At 63.0% G+C, this 15,407-nt stretch carries 15 protein-coding genes; 10 read left to right on the top strand and 5 right to left on the bottom strand.

Going from position 1 to position 15,407, the window contains the following annotated elements; all coding sequences use genetic code 11:
• Positions 1-14: 14 nt before the first annotated feature.
• Genes ACWHY3_RS16995 through ACWHY3_RS16985 form a run of 3 tightly spaced genes read right to left on the bottom strand, consistent with a single transcriptional unit; the run spans position 15 to position 3,245 of the window.
• Positions 15-1,631, bottom strand: coding sequence for a gamma-glutamyltransferase family protein (locus tag ACWHY3_RS16995; protein ID WP_448127069.1), 1,617 nt, complete (start codon positions 1,629-1,631; stop codon positions 15-17).
• A complete protein-coding gene (locus ACWHY3_RS16990) occupies positions 1,628-2,731 on the bottom strand; it encodes a serine hydrolase domain-containing protein (RefSeq protein WP_448127068.1) in 1,104 nt (367 codons plus the stop codon). The genes ACWHY3_RS16995 and ACWHY3_RS16990 overlap by 4 nt, the downstream gene beginning before the upstream one ends.
• Before the next feature lie 49 nt (positions 2,732-2,780).
• Positions 2,781-3,245 (bottom strand): DUF2501 domain-containing protein, encoded by a 465-nt coding sequence (locus tag ACWHY3_RS16985; RefSeq protein WP_448127067.1) that lies wholly within the window; start codon positions 3,243-3,245, stop codon positions 2,781-2,783.
• 278 nt (positions 3,246-3,523) lie between these two features.
• Between ACWHY3_RS16985 and ACWHY3_RS16980 the strand changes: the two genes are divergently transcribed.
• From ACWHY3_RS16980 to ACWHY3_RS16935, 10 genes are all read left to right on the top strand, one after another.
• Positions 3,524-3,712: a hypothetical protein gene (locus ACWHY3_RS16980; protein WP_448127066.1), complete on the top strand. Its 189-nt coding sequence runs from the start codon at positions 3,524-3,526 to the stop codon at positions 3,710-3,712.
• 191 nt (positions 3,713-3,903) lie between these two features.
• Positions 3,904-5,112 (top strand): 5-demethoxyubiquinol-8 5-hydroxylase UbiM, encoded by a 1,209-nt coding sequence (gene ubiM, locus ACWHY3_RS16975; protein ID WP_448127065.1) that lies wholly within the window; start codon positions 3,904-3,906, stop codon positions 5,110-5,112.
• A complete protein-coding gene (gnd, locus tag ACWHY3_RS16970; protein ID WP_448128174.1) occupies positions 5,061-6,092 on the top strand; it encodes a phosphogluconate dehydrogenase (NAD(+)-dependent, decarboxylating) in 1,032 nt (343 codons plus the stop codon). Before ubiM ends, gnd begins: the two co-directional genes overlap by 52 nt.
• 346 nt (positions 6,093-6,438) lie before the next feature.
• Positions 6,439-6,663, top strand: a complete 225-nt coding sequence (gene nrdH / locus ACWHY3_RS16965; RefSeq protein WP_087718593.1) for a glutaredoxin-like protein NrdH — start codon at positions 6,439-6,441, stop codon at positions 6,661-6,663.
• 82 nt (positions 6,664-6,745) lie between these two features.
• Positions 6,746-7,150 carry a class Ib ribonucleoside-diphosphate reductase assembly flavoprotein NrdI gene (gene nrdI, locus ACWHY3_RS16960; RefSeq protein ID WP_448127064.1) on the top strand — a complete coding sequence of 135 codons (405 nt, stop codon included), beginning with the start codon at positions 6,746-6,748 and terminating at the stop codon, positions 7,148-7,150.
• Positions 7,132-9,303 (top strand): class 1b ribonucleoside-diphosphate reductase subunit alpha, encoded by a 2,172-nt coding sequence (gene nrdE / locus ACWHY3_RS16955; protein WP_448127063.1) that lies wholly within the window; start codon positions 7,132-7,134, stop codon positions 9,301-9,303. The genes nrdI and nrdE overlap by 19 nt, the downstream gene beginning before the upstream one ends.
• 219 nt (positions 9,304-9,522) lie before the next feature.
• Positions 9,523-10,506, top strand: a complete 984-nt coding sequence (gene nrdF, locus ACWHY3_RS16950) for a class 1b ribonucleoside-diphosphate reductase subunit beta (protein ID WP_448127062.1) — start codon at positions 9,523-9,525, stop codon at positions 10,504-10,506.
• Between the two features lie 197 nt (positions 10,507-10,703).
• Positions 10,704-11,456 (top strand): hypothetical protein, encoded by a 753-nt coding sequence (locus ACWHY3_RS16945; protein WP_448127061.1) that lies wholly within the window; start codon positions 10,704-10,706, stop codon positions 11,454-11,456.
• A gap of 165 nt (positions 11,457-11,621) precedes the next feature.
• On the top strand, positions 11,622-12,242 hold the full coding sequence (locus ACWHY3_RS16940; protein ID WP_087718589.1) for an NUDIX hydrolase: 621 nt from the start codon (positions 11,622-11,624) through the stop codon (positions 12,240-12,242).
• A gap of 87 nt (positions 12,243-12,329) precedes the next feature.
• Positions 12,330-13,028, top strand: a complete 699-nt coding sequence (locus tag ACWHY3_RS16935) for a tellurite resistance TerB family protein (protein ID WP_087718588.1) — start codon at positions 12,330-12,332, stop codon at positions 13,026-13,028.
• 179 nt (positions 13,029-13,207) lie between these two features.
• Here ACWHY3_RS16935 and ACWHY3_RS16930 read toward each other — a convergent pair whose 3' ends face one another.
• Together ACWHY3_RS16930 and ACWHY3_RS16925 are read right to left on the bottom strand one after the other, a co-directional pair.
• Entirely contained in the window at positions 13,208-14,449 is a 1,242-nt protein-coding gene (locus tag ACWHY3_RS16930) for a methyl-accepting chemotaxis protein (protein WP_303853657.1), read from the bottom strand.
• A 325-nt stretch (positions 14,450-14,774) separates the two neighbouring features.
• Complete coding sequence (locus ACWHY3_RS16925; protein ID WP_448128182.1) at positions 14,775-15,404, bottom strand: hypothetical protein; 630 nt, start codon at positions 15,402-15,404, stop codon at positions 14,775-14,777.
• Between the last annotated feature and the right edge of the window lie 3 nt (positions 15,405-15,407).

Raw genomic sequence — 15,407 nt, 5'->3', positions numbered from 1 at the left:
ATCCTGGTAGTGAATCAGGGGCGCACGACCGGCTCGTCGTCGAGCGGTTCAATCTGAAACGGCGCCGGTGCGGCACCGCCGCCGACCGGCTGGGTCGGGTCGTTGATGCCGGTGCACTCGCCGCTTTCGGGATCTCGCGAAACCGCCGAGACGCAGGCATAAAGCTTGGGAAATACCAGTTGCTGGGCGATCTCCAGCTCGAAGCGCTCGCCCAGCTTCGCCAGTGTCTCGGGATCGAAGCGCGGGTCGACACGGACCGAACCGCGATAGCTGGCGTCCAGGCGCGGATGATGCACGGCATCTTCCAGACTCATGTCGAAGTCCATCATCAGCGCGGCTACCTGGGTCACTGCCGGCATGATCAGGTTGCCGCCGGAGGCGCCCACCGAGAAGCGCGCCTCGCCGCCCTTCACCGCTACCGTCGGGCACATGTTCGAGGAGTTGATGCGCTTGCCGCCTTCCATCGTCGTGGGATAGCCGGGGCGCGGGTCGAAGTAGCTGACGCTGTCGTTCATCAGCATGCCGGTCGAGGGCAGCGTGACGCCGGAGCCGAAGCGGTTGAGCAGGGTATAGGTGAGCGCCACCATGTTGCCTTCGGCGTCCACCGATGACATCGACGAGGTGCAGGCGCCCTGTTCACCGTCCGTCTCCGTTAGCACGCCGTTGCGAATCTTGTGCCGCTTCCAGCAGTGTTCCAGCGCTTCGGCGTAAACGAGCCAGGTCTCCGGTGTCGGCGTTTCCGGCGGGGTCGGCATCGCCTCTAGCGCGTGCGCCAGCATCTCGCGCTGGCGCAGGCCGCCGGAAACCTCGCCCGGCGTATAGAGCGTGTAGCCGCGATGCTCGGCGGCCATGGGGGCGTATTCGAATACCTCGTAGGCGGCGAGATCCTCCCGCGAGATGCGCGAGCCGCCCGCTTGCAGATCGCCAACGATCTTCTCGGCCAAGGCGCCGCGATAGAAAGTGTCGGCGCCGTTCTCGGCGATCTCGCGCAGGGTGTCTGCCAGTTGCGGAATGCGCAGCCGGCTCTCCGGCGTCGCCGGATGCCCGCCAGGCAGATAGATCGAACGAGATACCGGATCGCGGGCCAGCGTTCTGGCGCAGACGCCGATCTGCAGGCTGGTGAACCAGTCGACGTGCAGGCCCCGCTCGGCCAGGGCGATCGCGGGTGCCATGATGTCGGTACGTGGCCGGGTGCCGAAACGGGCGAGCGCGTGATCGAGCCCGGCCACGGCGCCGGGAACCGTGATCGAGCGGTAGCCTTCGATATTGGCGTTGTCGACCACGCCGGGAAAGCCCATTGGCGTCGCCGGCAGAGCCGGATCGACCGGATAATCCTCGAGTCGCGTATCACCGGCGAGCACGCCCTGGAAATCGAGCGCGACGGCGCGCCGTTCCTTCGCCAACCAGATCACCATGAAGCCGGCGCCGCCGAGCCCGCACATCCACGGCTCGACGGCGTTGAGCGCATAGGCGGTGGCGACGATAGCATCGATGGCGTTGCCGCCGACATCGAGCTGCGCGGCGCCCGCCTGCGCCGCTACACGGTGTTGCGAGGCTACCGTGCCGCGTGTCGATCGCGCGGCGGGTGTGGTGAGGTGCCAGTTGTCGCGGTCTCGTTGGGGATGTTTCACGGGGAGGATTCCTGATTGGGACGATGGGTCGCCTCGATCAACTCGGCAATCAGCGCTTCGACGTCTTCCAGATAGGCGCTGCCGTTGGATGGCGGCGTCGGGTCGGAGGTCATCACCACGGTCATGGCGCGAGATGGCACCACGTAGAGCAGCTGGCCGCCATAGCCCCAGCCGTAGTAGACGGGGTCGCCGGCGATGCGAGTGATGAACCAGCCATAGCCGTAATCGTCGCCGTTGAAGAACGAGCGGGTGCGCGGCTGCCAGGAGCGTTCGATCCAGTCGGCCGAGAGCACCGTGCGGTCGTCGCGGATCCCACGCTGGCGGATCATCTCGCCGAAGCGCAGGAGCGCCTGCGGTGTCAGGCCCATCTCGTTGCCGCCGAAATAGATGCCCTGCGGGTCACGTGTCCAGGGAGGAATCGCGATTCCCAGCGGATCGCCCAGCCAGTCGCGTGTCAGTGCCAGCGTACTGCGCCCCGTCGCTTCAGTGAGCGCCGCCGAGAGCAGGTGGCTGTTGCCGGTGGAGTAGAGCATGCGGCCGCCGAGTTCGGCGACGAAGGGGCGTTCCAGCGCGTCGGTGACCCAGTTCGAACTCGCCACCCAGGCGCCATAGTTGCCGCCGGAGGTGGGTTCGAGCCCCGCCTGCATCGAAAGCAGGTTGCCGACGGTGATATCGCTCACCCGCGGATCGATATCCGCGGGAACCCGGTCGCCCAGCAGTTCGATCACCGGCTGATCGACGCTCTCGATCACGCCGCGGTCGATGGCCGCGCCCACCAGTGCCGAGATCAGCGTCTTGGAAAGCGACTTGATGTTGGCCGTCTCGTTCGTCCCGTGGCCGCGAAAGCCTTCGTCGATCACGGTGTCGCCATCGATGGCGACCAGCAGGGAGTGACTGCGCGGCAGGCTGCCCGCCTGCTCGGCGATACTGTCGCGAACGGCCTCGGGCAGCGGGGCGGCCAGGGCTGGCGACGTCAGCGTCGCCAGCAGCAGGGCAAAAGCGAAACGTCGCCTGTGGGTATGGGCGGCGGCGGTCGGGAATCGAAACGAGCGAAGTATCGGCATGTGTCCAGTCTGGCGCATGCCGTGGCGTTCTTCCATGACGCCATGTCGTGGACGATGGCGGCAGCGTACGATGCGCTGGCGGGTATCAGCCGCCGAGGAAAGAGGACATGGCTTTGTCGGCAATCATGCCGCAGGCGCGCTCGCCGACCTGATCCTTGAGGTTGGTCAGGCTGAAGGTCTGGCCGTTGCCGCTATCGAGCAGCCCGCCCAGCCCCTTCTGGTAACCGTCGCTCTCCTCGGCCTGGCTCTGGCCGCCGATCTGCTCGAGCAGGCGGTTCTTGACCTTGTCGGTGGTGCTTTCGGTATAGCCCTGTTCCTGGCAGTAGCCGAGAACGCCGGCCACGTTCTGCATGCTGCCCAGATTCAGGGAGCCGGAACTCAGCGCGCCGAGCAGCGAGGCGCCACCGGCGGTATCGGTGTTCTGAGAGGACTGGCCGGACAACATTTCGCCGGCGCTTTTCTTGACGCTATCGAAGCTCACGGCCGCGGCCATCGGGGAGGCGACGACGGAAGCGGTCAGCAAGGCGGCGGAAAGAAAACGAAGATTCATGAATTAATACTCCTGGCGGAAAAGACCCTGCAAACGAGGGGACGATGAAACGATCCGCGAATGGTGACGACAGGGCGATGAGGCGCCGCGCCAGCGCTGTCCTGCGCTAGGGTGACCATGGTCGGGGGTTCGGGGTCGGGTGGCAACGGTCATTCTGTGACCGAATGACACGGTGGTGAAACGCCCCCGGCGTCATGGTCTAGGCTTGGAGTGTCGGGAGGCGTTCGACGTTCCCTAGAACATTTCCTTGAACCATTCCCTCGAAAAAAGGAGAGGTCATGATCATTACCGTTGGCGAATTCAGGAAACTGCTCGAAGAGTACGATGACCAGCTGGAACTGAGCTTCAGTGGTCTGGAGTACCATCGCGTCCGAGCCAAAGGCGACAAGCATCTGGAGGTCGAGTTCGAGGAGAAGGTTTTCAAGGACAAGGTGGGCCATGTCAAGGTTCACAGCGAAAAGCAATGAACGCGCCTGTCGGCCTTGAGAATCGCACCGGCTTGAACACCGCTCGCTCGAACACGGACGGGGAGTATTGCCATCTGGTGCCGAACCGACGGGATGATGGCGGCGTTAACCTGGGATGCGACGGGTGAGGCTTCGCCGTGGCATCTTTTTCCGTTACCGTTACGCCCCATTGACGCTAGGGAGCGGCACGAATGGATGATTCAACCCCTGTGACGCAAGTCGACGTCGCTATCGTCGGTGCGGGGCCGATCGGCCTGTGTTTTGCCAATGCGCTGTCGCGTCATGGCGTGAGCTCAGTGCTGATCGATCGTCAGTCGCGGTCGGCGATGGTGGAGCCGGCCAGCGACGGACGAGAGATCGCGCTGACCCGGGCCTCCCAACAGATTCTCGACAAGCTCGGCGTATGGTCGCGAGTCGAGCCGGCGGAGCGCGCCCGGATGCGGGCCGCCAAGGTCTTCGATGGTCAGTCGCTGTTCTCGATGGAAATCGCACCGGGCACTTCTCGCCATGATCCTCTCGGTTGCCTGGTACCCAACCAGGTGATTCGACGTGCCGCCTATGCGGCGTTGCCGTCCGACTCGACCGGTACGGGAGAGATCCTGTGGCGGGACGAACGGCAGATCGAGCGGTTCGAAGCCCGGGACGCCGAGATCGATATCGCTCTCGCCAGCGGCGAGCGGCTGCAGGCCTCGCTGCTGGTGGCGGCGGACAGCCGCTTTTCCACCACCCGCCGTGCCATGGGCATTCCCGCGCACACCTATCAGCACGGCCAGCACATGCTGGTCTGCCGCATGCATCACGAAAAACCGCACGACCAGACGGCGTGGGAGTGGTTCGGCTACGGCCAGACGCTGGCGCTGTTGCCGGTGGATACGCACTGCTCGTCGCTGGTGCTGACGCTGTCGCCGGCAGAGATGGAAAAGCAGCTGTCGTTGAACGACGAGGACTTCGACGCCGATATCACCCGGCGCTTCGGCGGCCGGCTGGGCGCCATGCGCAGGATCGCCGAGCCCCATCGTTATCCGCTGGTCAGTGTCTATGCCGAGCGTTTCGTCGGGCCTCGCCAGGCGCTGATCGGCGATGCCGCCGTGGGCATGCATCCGGTGACCGCGCATGGCTTCAACGTCGGGCTGCAGGGGCTGTCGCGACTGGCAGACCTGATCGGCGAGGCGCGAACGCGAGGGCAGGATATCGCCTCGCCAGCGCTGCTCGCACGCTATCAGCGCGAGCAGCGTCTGGCGACGGCGCCGCTGTTCGCCGCCACGCTGGCGATCGTCGGGCTCTACACCGATGACCGCACCCCGGCCAGATGGCTGCGCAAGGCGGTACTGCGCGCTGGTGAAGCGGCCTGGCCGGCCAGGCGCCTGATCGCGAGTCATCTGACACGCTCGATCGGCTAGCCTCACACGCCAACCGTAGGCGCCGAGCGGGGAGCATCTCGGCTGACGACGCCTTTCTCGACTCAAGAGGAGTTCGTATGGATCTTGCAATGGTGGGACTCGGGCGCATGGGCGCCAACATGGCGGAACGCCTGGTGCGCGCCGGGCACCGCGTGGTGGGGCACGACCCGGGCGCGGAAGCGATGGCGAAGGCGGCGGAGAAGGGGATCGAGCCGTCGGATTCGCTGGCGGCGGCGATCGACGCCCTGCCGTCGCCCAGAATCGTGTGGCTGATGGTGCCGGCCGGCCCCCTGGTCGATACGCTCATCGGCGAGCTCGAACCGCTGCTGTCGAAGGACGACATCGTCATCGACGGTGGCAACTCGATGTACAAGGACACCGTGCGCCGAGCCGAGACGCTGCGCGAGCGTCATCTGCATTACGTCGATGTCGGCACCAGTGGCGGCGTCTGGGGGCTGCAGGAAGGCTACAGCATGATGGTCGGCGGCGAGACGCCGATCGTCGACTCGCTCCGGCCGCTGTTCGAGGCTCTGGCGCCGGCCGCCGACAAGGGCTGGGGTCATGTCGGGCCCAGCGGTTCCGGTCACTTTACCAAGATGGTCCACAACGGTATCGAGTACGGCATGATGCAGGCCTACGCCGAAGGCTTCGCGATCATGGAGCGCAAGGATTTCGATCTCGACCTGCATCAGGTCGCCGAAATCTGGCGTCATGGCAGCGTGGTGCGTTCCTGGCTGCTGGATCTGACTGCCAACGCGCTGGACAAGGATCCATCGCTGGAGGGCATTGCGCCCTTCGTATCGGACTCCGGCGAAGGTCGCTGGACCGTGGCGGAAGCCATCGAGCTTGACGTCAGCGCGCCGGTGATTACCCTGTCGCTGCTCGAGCGCCTGCGCTCCCGCGAGCAGGATTCCTATGGCGACAAGCTGTTGTCTGCCATGCGTAACGAATTCGGCGGGCACGCGATCAAGAAGGGGTGATCCGCGCTCTGTCTTCGCTACCCGATCTCTCTTTTCCTGCTACCAGATAGTGTGTTTCGACGCGCCGGTTTGGCACAAGCCTCCGGCGCGTTTCCGGTTCCCGGGTGGGGCGTTTTTACCCTTGACATGACGGGAGGCGGGCTACCATGCGGCCTCCGCGAGGGCCAAAAGTTGTCCACAGGAGATTAACAGAAAAACAGCACATCTATGCTTGGAAAAAGGCACGGCTACCATATATAGTGTTTTGCAGAAACGGCGGACACGCTCAGAAAGCGTGAATTCCACGTCGTCAAAGCCTGCACCATCGGTCATCGATGGCGTCTTTCCCTGTCAAGGATGGTTATTCATGAGCATCACGATCTATAGCAAACCTGCCTGCGTCCAGTGCAACGCCACCTATCGCGCTCTGGACAAGCAAGGAATCGACTATACCGTGGTCGACCTGACGCAAGACGCCGATGCGATGCAGCGCGTCCAGAACCTGGGCTATCGCCAGGTGCCGGTCGTGGTCGCGGGTGACGATCACTGGGCCGGGTTCCGCCCGGACAAGATCAGCACGCTGGTTGCCTGATCTCTCTTTTTCGTTTTTCTAGGCGCGCATCGGGGTTGTTCCGCGCCGTCTGAATACCGCGCAGGGGCGCAGGAGAACCGTCATGGCTGAGCTGGTCTATTTTTCGACCAAGTCAGGCAATACGCGGCGCTTCGTCGAAAAGCTGGGCCTGCCGGCCAGTCGCATTCCTCTGAGTCGAGACGACCAGCCCCTGCGGGTCGACGAACCTTATATTCTTATCGTACCGACCTACGGTGACGGCGATCCGCTCAGTTCGGTGCCGCCTCAGGTCATACGGTTTCTTAACGATGAACACAACCGGTCCCTGATTCGTGGCGTGATCGCTGGTGGCAACACCAATTTCGGCGAGGCATTCGGCCTCGCCGGTCGAGTGATCGCCAAAAAGTGTCAGGTACCGCTTCTCTATCGGTTCGAACTGATGGGCACTGCAGAAGATGTCCGTCGCGTTCTTGCAGGGGTGAATGAATTTTGGAAACGCTCAGCCTAGAAAAAGATACGGCAGCGCGACCCGCTGCCGATCACAACGCCAAGACGCTCGATTACCACGCGCTCAACGCCATGTTGAACCTGTACGACGCCAATGGCCGTCTGCAGCTCGACAAGGACCGTGAAGCGGCGCGTCAGTATTTCCTGCAGCACGTGAACCAGAATACGGTGTTCTTCCACTCGCTGAAGGAAAAGCTCGACTACCTGGTGGAAGAGGGCTACTACGAGCAGCAGGTGCTCGACCAGTACGACTTCGGCTTCGTCTCGTCGCTGTTCGATCAGGCCTACGCGGCGAAGTTTCGCTTCCAGAGCTTTCTGGGTGCGTTCAAGTACTACACCAGCTATACGCTCAAGACCTTCGACGGCAAGCGTTACCTGGAACGTTTCGAAGATCGTGTCTGCATGGTCGCGCTGAGCCTGGCGCGGGGCGACGAAACACTGGCCAGACAGCTGGTCGACGAGATCATCCATGGCCGTTTCCAGCCGGCGACGCCGACCTTCCTCAACTGCGGCAAGCGTCAGCGCGGTGAGCTGGTGTCGTGCTTCCTGCTGCGCATCGAAGACAACATGGAGTCCATCGGGCGCTCCATCAATTCGGCGCTGCAGCTCTCCAAGCGCGGCGGTGGCGTGGCGTTCTCGCTCTCCAACGTGCGCGAATCCGGCGCCCCGATCAAGCGCATCGAGAACCAGTCCTCCGGCATCATCCCGATCATGAAGATGCTCGAGGACGCCTTCTCCTACGCCAATCAGCTGGGAGCGCGACAGGGCGCGGGCGCGGTCTATCTCAACGCCCACCATCCGGACATCCTGCGTTTCCTCGACACCAAGCGCGAGAACGCCGACGAGAAGATCCGTATCAAGACGCTGTCGCTGGGCATCGTGATGCCGGACATCACCTTCGAGCTGGCCAAGCGCAACGAGGACATGTACCTGTTCTCGCCCTACGACGTGGAGCGCATCTACGGCGTGCCGTTCGGTGACATCAGCGTGACCGAGAAGTACGAAGAGATGGTCGCCGACGGGCGCATTCGCAAGAAGAAGATCAACGCCCGCGAGCTGTTCCAGACCATCGCCGAGCTGCAGTTCGAATCCGGCTATCCGTATCTGATGTTCGAGGACACGGTCAATCGCGCCAACCCGATCCACGGCCGGATCAACATGTCGAATCTCTGCTCGGAGATACTGCAGGTCAACACGCCCACCGAGTACGACGACGATCTTGGCTATCGTCACATCGGCGAGGACATCTCCTGCAACCTGGGCTCGCTCAACATCGCCAAGACCATGGACTCGCCGGATTTCGGCACCACGGTGGAAGCGGCCATTCGCGGTCTGACCGCGGTCTCCGAGATGAGCAACATCACCTCGGTGCCGTCGATCGCCGAAGGCAACGCCAAGTCTCACGCCATCGGCCTGGGGCAGATGAACCTGCACGGCTACCTGGCGCGCGAGCACATTCTCTACGGTAGCGAAGAAGGGTTGGATTTCACCAACATCTACTTCTATACCATCGCGTTCCATGCCATCCGGGCGTCCAACCGTATCGCCATCGAACGTAACCAGCGCTTCGCCGGCTTCGAGCAATCGACCTATGCCAGCGGCGAGTACTTCGACAAGTACACCGAACAGGCGTGGGAGCCGAAGACTGAGAAAGTGCGCGGCCTGTTCGAGAAGAGCGGCATCGAGATTCCGACCCAGGACGACTGGCGCGAGCTCAAGGCCTCGGTCATGGCCCACGGCCTGTTCAACCGTAACCTGCAGGCGATCCCGCCGACCGGCTCGATCTCGTATATCAACAACTCCACCTCGAGCATCCATCCGGTGACGGCCAAGGTCGAGATCCGCAAGGAAGGCAAGCTGGGGCGCGTCTACTATCCGGCGCCATACCTGACCGACGAGAACCAGGAGTACTACCAGGACGCCTACGAGCTCGGCCCCGAGAAGATCATCGACACCTACGCCGAGGCGACCCAGCACGTCGACCAGGGCCTGTCGCTGACGCTGTTCTTCCGCGACACGGCGACGACTCGTGACGTCAACAAGGCGCAGATCTACGCCTGGCGCAAGGGCATCAAGACGATCTATTACATTCGTCTGCGGCAGGCCGCGCTGGAAGGCACCGAGGTAGAAGGCTGCGTTTCCTGCACGCTGTGATGGCGCCAAATGGCTGCGCTCGGCCATGCTGTGTTGAAAGTCGGCTCAAAATGCTCATTTACACTCGTAAACTCCGCGTTCTCGCCGACTTTCGCCTTGCCTGACCATCGCTCGCCGATTTGGCGAGTGGTGATGTCATAGTCGATTGCAGCGTAGTTTTGATACAAATCGAGCGACGCGCCGAGTAAGGCTCGGCGCCAACCGAACGAGAACACTCTCATGGATATGCCCACCTCTGCTGCCCGCCACCTGAACCGTGTCGACGCGATCAACTGGAACCGTCTGCAGGACGACAAGGATCTGGAAGTCTGGAACCGCCTTACCGGCAACTTCTGGCTGCCGGAGAAGATCCCGCTTTCCAACGACATCCCGGCCTGGAACACGCTGACCGAGCACGAACAGCAGCTGACCATTCGCGTCTTCACCGGCCTGACGCTGCTCGACACGATCCAGGGCACGGTGGGCGCGCCGACACTGATCGAAGACTCGGTCACGCCGCACGAAGAGGCGGTGTTTACCAACATCAGCTTCATGGAGTCGGTTCACGCCCGCTCCTACAGCTCGATCTTCTCGACGTTGTGCGCCACCCGCGACGTGGACGACGCCTACCGCTGGAGCGAGGAGAACCCGTTCCTGCAGAAGAAGGCGGAGCTGATTCTCGAGCGTTACCGCGCCGAGGACCCGCTGATGCGCAAGATCGCCAGCGTGTTCCTGGAGTCGTTCCTGTTCTACTCCGGCTTCTACCTGCCGATGTACTGGTCCAGCCGCGCCAAGCTGACCAACACTGCCGACCTGATCCGCCTGATCATTCGTGACGAAGCGATCCACGGCTACTACATCGGCTACAAGTTCCAGCGTCAGTTGGCCCGGCTGCCGGCAGAGCGTCAGGAAGAGATCAAGATCTACGCCTACGAGCTGCTCCACGAGCTCTACGACAACGAGGTCAAGTACACCGAGGCGCTCTACGACGACGTCGGCTTCACCGAAGACGTCAAGAAGTTCCTCCACTACAACGCCAACAAGGCGTTGATGAACCTGGGCTTCGAAGCGCTGTTCCCGGCCAGCGTCACCGACGTCAGCCCGGCGATCCTCGCCGCGCTCTCGCCCGGCTCCGACGAGAACCACGACTTCTTCTCCGGCTCCGGCTCCTCCTACGTGATCGGCAAGACCGTCAGTACCGAGGACGACGACTGGGCGTTCTAGACCGCCCGCCGGCTCCCGAACGAAAACCGCTCTGACAGGAGCGGTTTTTTTCTGTCTGCTGGCAGCGTCGACTAGTGGACCTCGTCACTTGCCGATTTGGTGATTCAACCTTTCACGCTCGCTGCACACTGTCTGCACGAAACGACGAGATAGTGTTCCTGCACCGCGTCTCGGTGCGCAACCAGGAGCGTGAAGTCATGAATTTTTCGAAAAAGAACCTGTTGGCGCTGGCCGTTGCTGCCTCCATCCTGTCATCGCTCGCTCAGGCCGCGCAGACCGAACAACCCCGACCGCCGGCGGCCCATGGCGAGCGCAAGGCGCACGGCAATCCTCTCAAGGACGCTATGGTCGCCAGCTGGAATCTCGACGAAGACGAGCTGGCCAGCCTGGCTCAGGCCGACAGCGATTTCCGTGCCGGCCTCCAGCAGCTGCGTGGCGATGATGGCAAGACGGCGCCCGAACAGCGTCGCGCCGCGATGGAGTCGTTGCTCGAGCAGCAGCGCGAGCAGCTGGCCGATGTACTGACAGACGAGCAGCTGCACGCCTACCAGATGCTGGAACGTCCGCGCCCGCCGATGATGCACCATCGCGGCGGCCCGAAGATGGACCCCGAGCGGATGACGGCTGGACTGGAAGATCGCTACGCGCCGTTGTTCGCCACCTGGGACCTGAGCCAGGAGCAGAGTGCCGCCGTGCTGAATGCCGAGCGCACCTTCTTCGACGGACTGCATCAACTGAAGCGCCCCGATGCCAAGGCGGGCGAAGCGACGAAGGATTCACGAGGCGCGCAGTTCAAGCAGCTGATGGAGCAGCGTCGCAGCGCACTCTCCTCGGTTCTCGACGATGAGCAGGTCGCTGCCTTCGAAGCGCTGACGAAGCCGCCCCGCGGCATGCACAAGGGGCCTCGACACGGTCCGCAGCTGGAAAGTGAAGCGCCCACGGCAGGCTGATACGGTCGGATGCCGCCTGCGTCGATCTCGCTGTATCGACAAGTACCACACGAGCCCTTCTCCGGAAGGGCTTTTTCGTGCCTGATACCATCACTGCCTGACGTTGTCGGCCGCAGTTGTTAGTCTTCAGGTGAACGTTACCCACCCTGAATCGGAAATCACCTCATGGAAGATCAATGGCTCGCCTGGGCCAAGCGGCTATCGGCACTCTCCGATACCGGACTGCACTACTGCCGCGACAAGTTCGACCGCGAGCGCTATGAAGAGGTCGCCGAGATTTCGACGTCGATGATGGCGATGCTGGGCGATATTCCCATCGGTCGCGTGAACCTGGCGCTGGGCGACGGCGAAGGACATGTCACGCCCAAGATCGATGTGCGCGCGGCGATCATCGACGACGGCAGGATCCTGCTGGTCAAGGAGAAGATGGACGGACGCTGGACGATGCCCGGCGGCTATGCCGAGATCGGGCTGTCGGCGGCCGAAAACACGGTCAAGGAGGTTTGGGAAGAAGCGGGCGTCACGGTCGAGGCCAAGCGGCTCTATGCCGTTCGCCACAAGGCCAAGCACGCCTATCCGGCGGACGTGCTCGACTTCTACAAGCTGTTCTTCCTCTGCGAGCGGCTCGATACCAAGCCGCTCGATCCCGGTCACGAAGTCTTCGATGCCGCCTATTTCTCGCCGGACGAACTGCCGCCGCTCTCCGAGCCTCGCGTCATCGCCCGGGATATCTTTGATGCCTTCGAGTTTCACGCCGATCCCCGGCGTCCGGCGCTGATCGATTGATCGAATTGGCGCCAGCGTTAAACCTCCTCGCCTCGAGACGGTCTATAGCAGTGCGGAACATTCAGGCAACGGGGTGATGGAGGATCGATGAACGCGCAGAAAATTCTTTCGCAGATCATGAAGCAGGCGGGCAGCAGCCGGAAAACGTCGTCGAGCGGTGGTGGTTTCGATGCCAAGTCGCTGCTGGGTGGCGGCGCGCTGGGCATGCTGGTTGGCAGCAAGCGGGGTCGCAGCATGGGCGGCAAGGCGATCAAGTACGGCGCACTAGCCGGGCTGGGGGCACTAGCCTGGAAAGCCTGGCAGGCTCATCAAGAGAAGTCGTCTGCAGCGCCGGCCAACGCGCCGACGACCGGAGCCGATCAGCCGCTGGAGCAGCTCTCCGGCGATCGGCAGGAGAACCGAAGCCTGGTCATCCTGCGTGCGATGATCGCCGCCGCGCGGGCCGATGGTCATATCGACGCCGAAGAGCGGGCCGCGCTGGCCGAACAGATCGACGCGCTGGGCGCGGACGACGAACTGCATGCCTGGGTCGAGCAGCAGATGTCCGCGCCGCTGGACGCCGAGGCGATCGCTCGTGATACCGATTCACCGCAGGCAGCGCGGGAAGTCTATCTGGCCAGCGTGGCGATCATCGACGAGCAGAACCCGATGGAGCGGGCCTGGCTCGATCAACTGGCAGCGGCGCTCAAGCTCGACGGCGATCTCTGCCGTACGTTGGAGCGCCAGGCGGAAGACGCTTCCTACGCTTTGTCTGAAAAATGCCTGCGTTCACCCATACGGCGTTAAAAATCGACTCAAAATGCTCATTTACTCCGCGTAAACTCCGCTTTTTCGCCGATTTTGATTCGCTACGCTCACCCTTCGGGCCAGCCTTCGGCTGTTACTCCCTACGGTCGTTGCGCCTTGTCTGGCTATCGCTCGTCGATTTTTCAGACAGCTTAGACCTTGGACGGGAAAGCCAGAGGTTAGAACGTCTCCCACTCGGATTCTTCCTGACGCGCACTGGCCAGCGGGGGCTGGGTGCCAGATTGGGTGCGGGGCTGGGGGCGTGTCGGCTGCGCCGCCGCCGGGAGGGCGACGCTTTCGCTGGCGCTGAGCCGGAAGACCGCCACGGCGGCCTGCAACGCCTCCGACTCCCGCTCTAGCGCGCGGGCATTGTCGGCTGCCTGCTGTACCAGCGCCGCATTCTGTTGCGTGACCTGGTCCATCTGGGTGATCGCCTGGTTCACCTGGTCGATGCCATGGCTCTGCTCCTCTGAAGCCGTGGCGATTTCATGCATGATGGCGTCGACATTGCCAATGGCCGTGACGATCTTCTTCATCGTCGCTCCTGCCTTGTCCGCCAGCTGGGCACCATCCTCGACGCGCTCCGCTGAACGCTGGATCAGTTCACGAATCTCCTTCGCCGCATCGGCGGAGCGTGTCGCCAGCGTCTGGACTTCATGCGCCACGACGGCGAAGCCGCGCCCCTGCGCTCCGGCCCGGGCGGCTTCCACCGAGGCGTTGAGCGCCAGAATGTTGGTCTGGAACGCAATCGAGTCGATCGTATCGAGGATGTCCACCACCTGGCGCGACTGGTCGCTGATGTCATGCATGGTGGTGACCACCTTGCCCACCACATCGCCGCCCTCGCGAGCGACGGCCGAGGCATCGTCGGCCAGCTGACTGGCCTGGCGGGCGTTATCGGTATTCTGGCGTACCGTCGAGGTCAACTGTTCCATGCTTGCCGCGGTCTCTTCCAGTGCTGCCGCCTGCTGTTCGGTGCGCGCCGACAGGTCGGTGTTGCCCTGGGCGATCTCGATGGCTCCCTGATGTACATTGTCGCTGGCATTCCGGGTATTGCCGACAGTGTGCAACAGATGCGCCTGGGTGCGCTCCAGTGCGGCAAACAGGCGGCCGATCTCGTTGTTGCCCCGGCTTTCGATCTCGCCGGAGAGATCGCCCTCGGCCAGGCGCTCGAAATGCTCGACCAGACGCTTCAGCGGTCGAATGACGTTGACGGACACGCCCCAGAGAATGATCGCGACCAGGACCAGCGTGAACACGATGGCGGTGCCGATGGCGAGGTTCAACCAGCCCGTCGACACCGTGCCGCCAGCGTTGGCTGCATAGGCGGCAAGCCCGGCAACGCTGAGCACCAGGAAGGTAAAAGCCAATATCACCAGTAGCCAACTGGTTTTAACCGTCAGGTCGTCGAGTCGTTTCATGCGATAACATCCCAAGGAGTGGAAAGCCTGGCAGGCCTGCGTAGCCTGCCGGCACGGTCGTTACACGCTGGTTACCTGCCGGATTATCGGCATGGGCCGTGGAGACTTGCAACGAGTCCGACGAGATCGGTAGCTTCGATCACCTGAAGGGAGAAGACGGGAGCGGTATTTTCGACGATTTTGGAGGGATATTGGCGCTGAAGAAGGGAATTAATCGCGATTTCGCGGCACACCCGGGGCGACGAAATGTCACGCTACAGGGAGCTGATTGACGATCTCGCCTTGTGCCGCAACGTCAGCGGGAAAGATTTTGTGCAGATACACGTTAGGCAGGGTTGCGGCTGCGAGCCCGGGACTCGGGCTGGCGCTGCGTCAACGTGCCGACGAAGGCGGCGAGAGAGAGCAGGGCCACCAGGCTGCCGTAGGCGTAGGTGGTGGGGATCAGCCCCAGATGCTGGGTCGCGATACCGCCGCACAACGCCAGCGTGCTCGCGGAGAGATAGCAGACCACGTAGAACGCCGCCATCAACGCCGAACGCTCGGTGGGCGGCGCCAAGGGCATGACGACGCGCATGGCGCCCATGAACGCGGCGCCGAAGCCGATGCCGGCGATCGCCGTACCCGCCAGCAGGATCGCGACCGACCGCTGATGGACTCCCAGCAGCAGTCCCAGCATGCCGACGATCAGACAGGCGGTGCCGAGCAGTACGGCCAGCCTTGGCGGCCTGGCGCGAAGCGTCAGCACGCTGATACCGCCGATGAAAGGCAGCAGGAAGGTAATCAGGCAACCGACCAGCGGATTGTGAACGCCGCTGATTCTCTCTACCAGCGTCGGTCCCAGCGACAGCGAAAAGCCGCCCAGCGCCCAAGAGGAAACCACCGCCGGGATGACGCGAAACAGCGGGCCGCGCACCGCCGGCGGGATGTGCGCGCGGACGCAGTGCCGCCAACGCACCGG

This window comes from Salinicola sp. NYA28a, from assembly GCF_976982775.1.
This window is presented reverse-complemented; position numbering and strand designations above follow the sequence as displayed.

Bases quoted from the DNA above. Each gene is read 5' to 3' on its own strand.
- nrdF (WP_448127062.1), top strand. From the start codon at position 9,523: ATGGATATGCCCACCTCTGCTGCCCGCCACCTGAACCGTGTCGACGCG.
- ACWHY3_RS16980 (WP_448127066.1), top strand. From the start codon at position 3,524: ATGATCATTACCGTTGGCGAATTCAGGAAACTGCTCGAAGAGTACGAT.
- nrdH (WP_087718593.1), top strand. From the start codon at position 6,439: ATGAGCATCACGATCTATAGCAAACCTGCCTGCGTCCAGTGCAACGCC.
- nrdI (WP_448127064.1), top strand. From the start codon at position 6,746: ATGGCTGAGCTGGTCTATTTTTCGACCAAGTCAGGCAATACGCGGCGC.
- ACWHY3_RS16930 (WP_303853657.1), bottom strand. From the start codon at position 14,449: ATGAAACGACTCGACGACCTGACGGTTAAAACCAGTTGGCTACTGGTG.
- ACWHY3_RS16990 (WP_448127068.1), bottom strand. From the start codon at position 2,731: ATGGAAGAACGCCACGGCATGCGCCAGACTGGACACATGCCGATACTT.
- ACWHY3_RS16985 (WP_448127067.1), bottom strand. From the start codon at position 3,245: ATGAATCTTCGTTTTCTTTCCGCCGCCTTGCTGACCGCTTCCGTCGTC.
- ACWHY3_RS16945 (WP_448127061.1), top strand. From the start codon at position 10,704: ATGAATTTTTCGAAAAAGAACCTGTTGGCGCTGGCCGTTGCTGCCTCC.
- ACWHY3_RS16935 (WP_087718588.1), top strand. From the start codon at position 12,330: ATGAACGCGCAGAAAATTCTTTCGCAGATCATGAAGCAGGCGGGCAGC.
- ACWHY3_RS16940 (WP_087718589.1), top strand. From the start codon at position 11,622: ATGGAAGATCAATGGCTCGCCTGGGCCAAGCGGCTATCGGCACTCTCC.
- ubiM (WP_448127065.1), top strand. From the start codon at position 3,904: ATGGATGATTCAACCCCTGTGACGCAAGTCGACGTCGCTATCGTCGGT.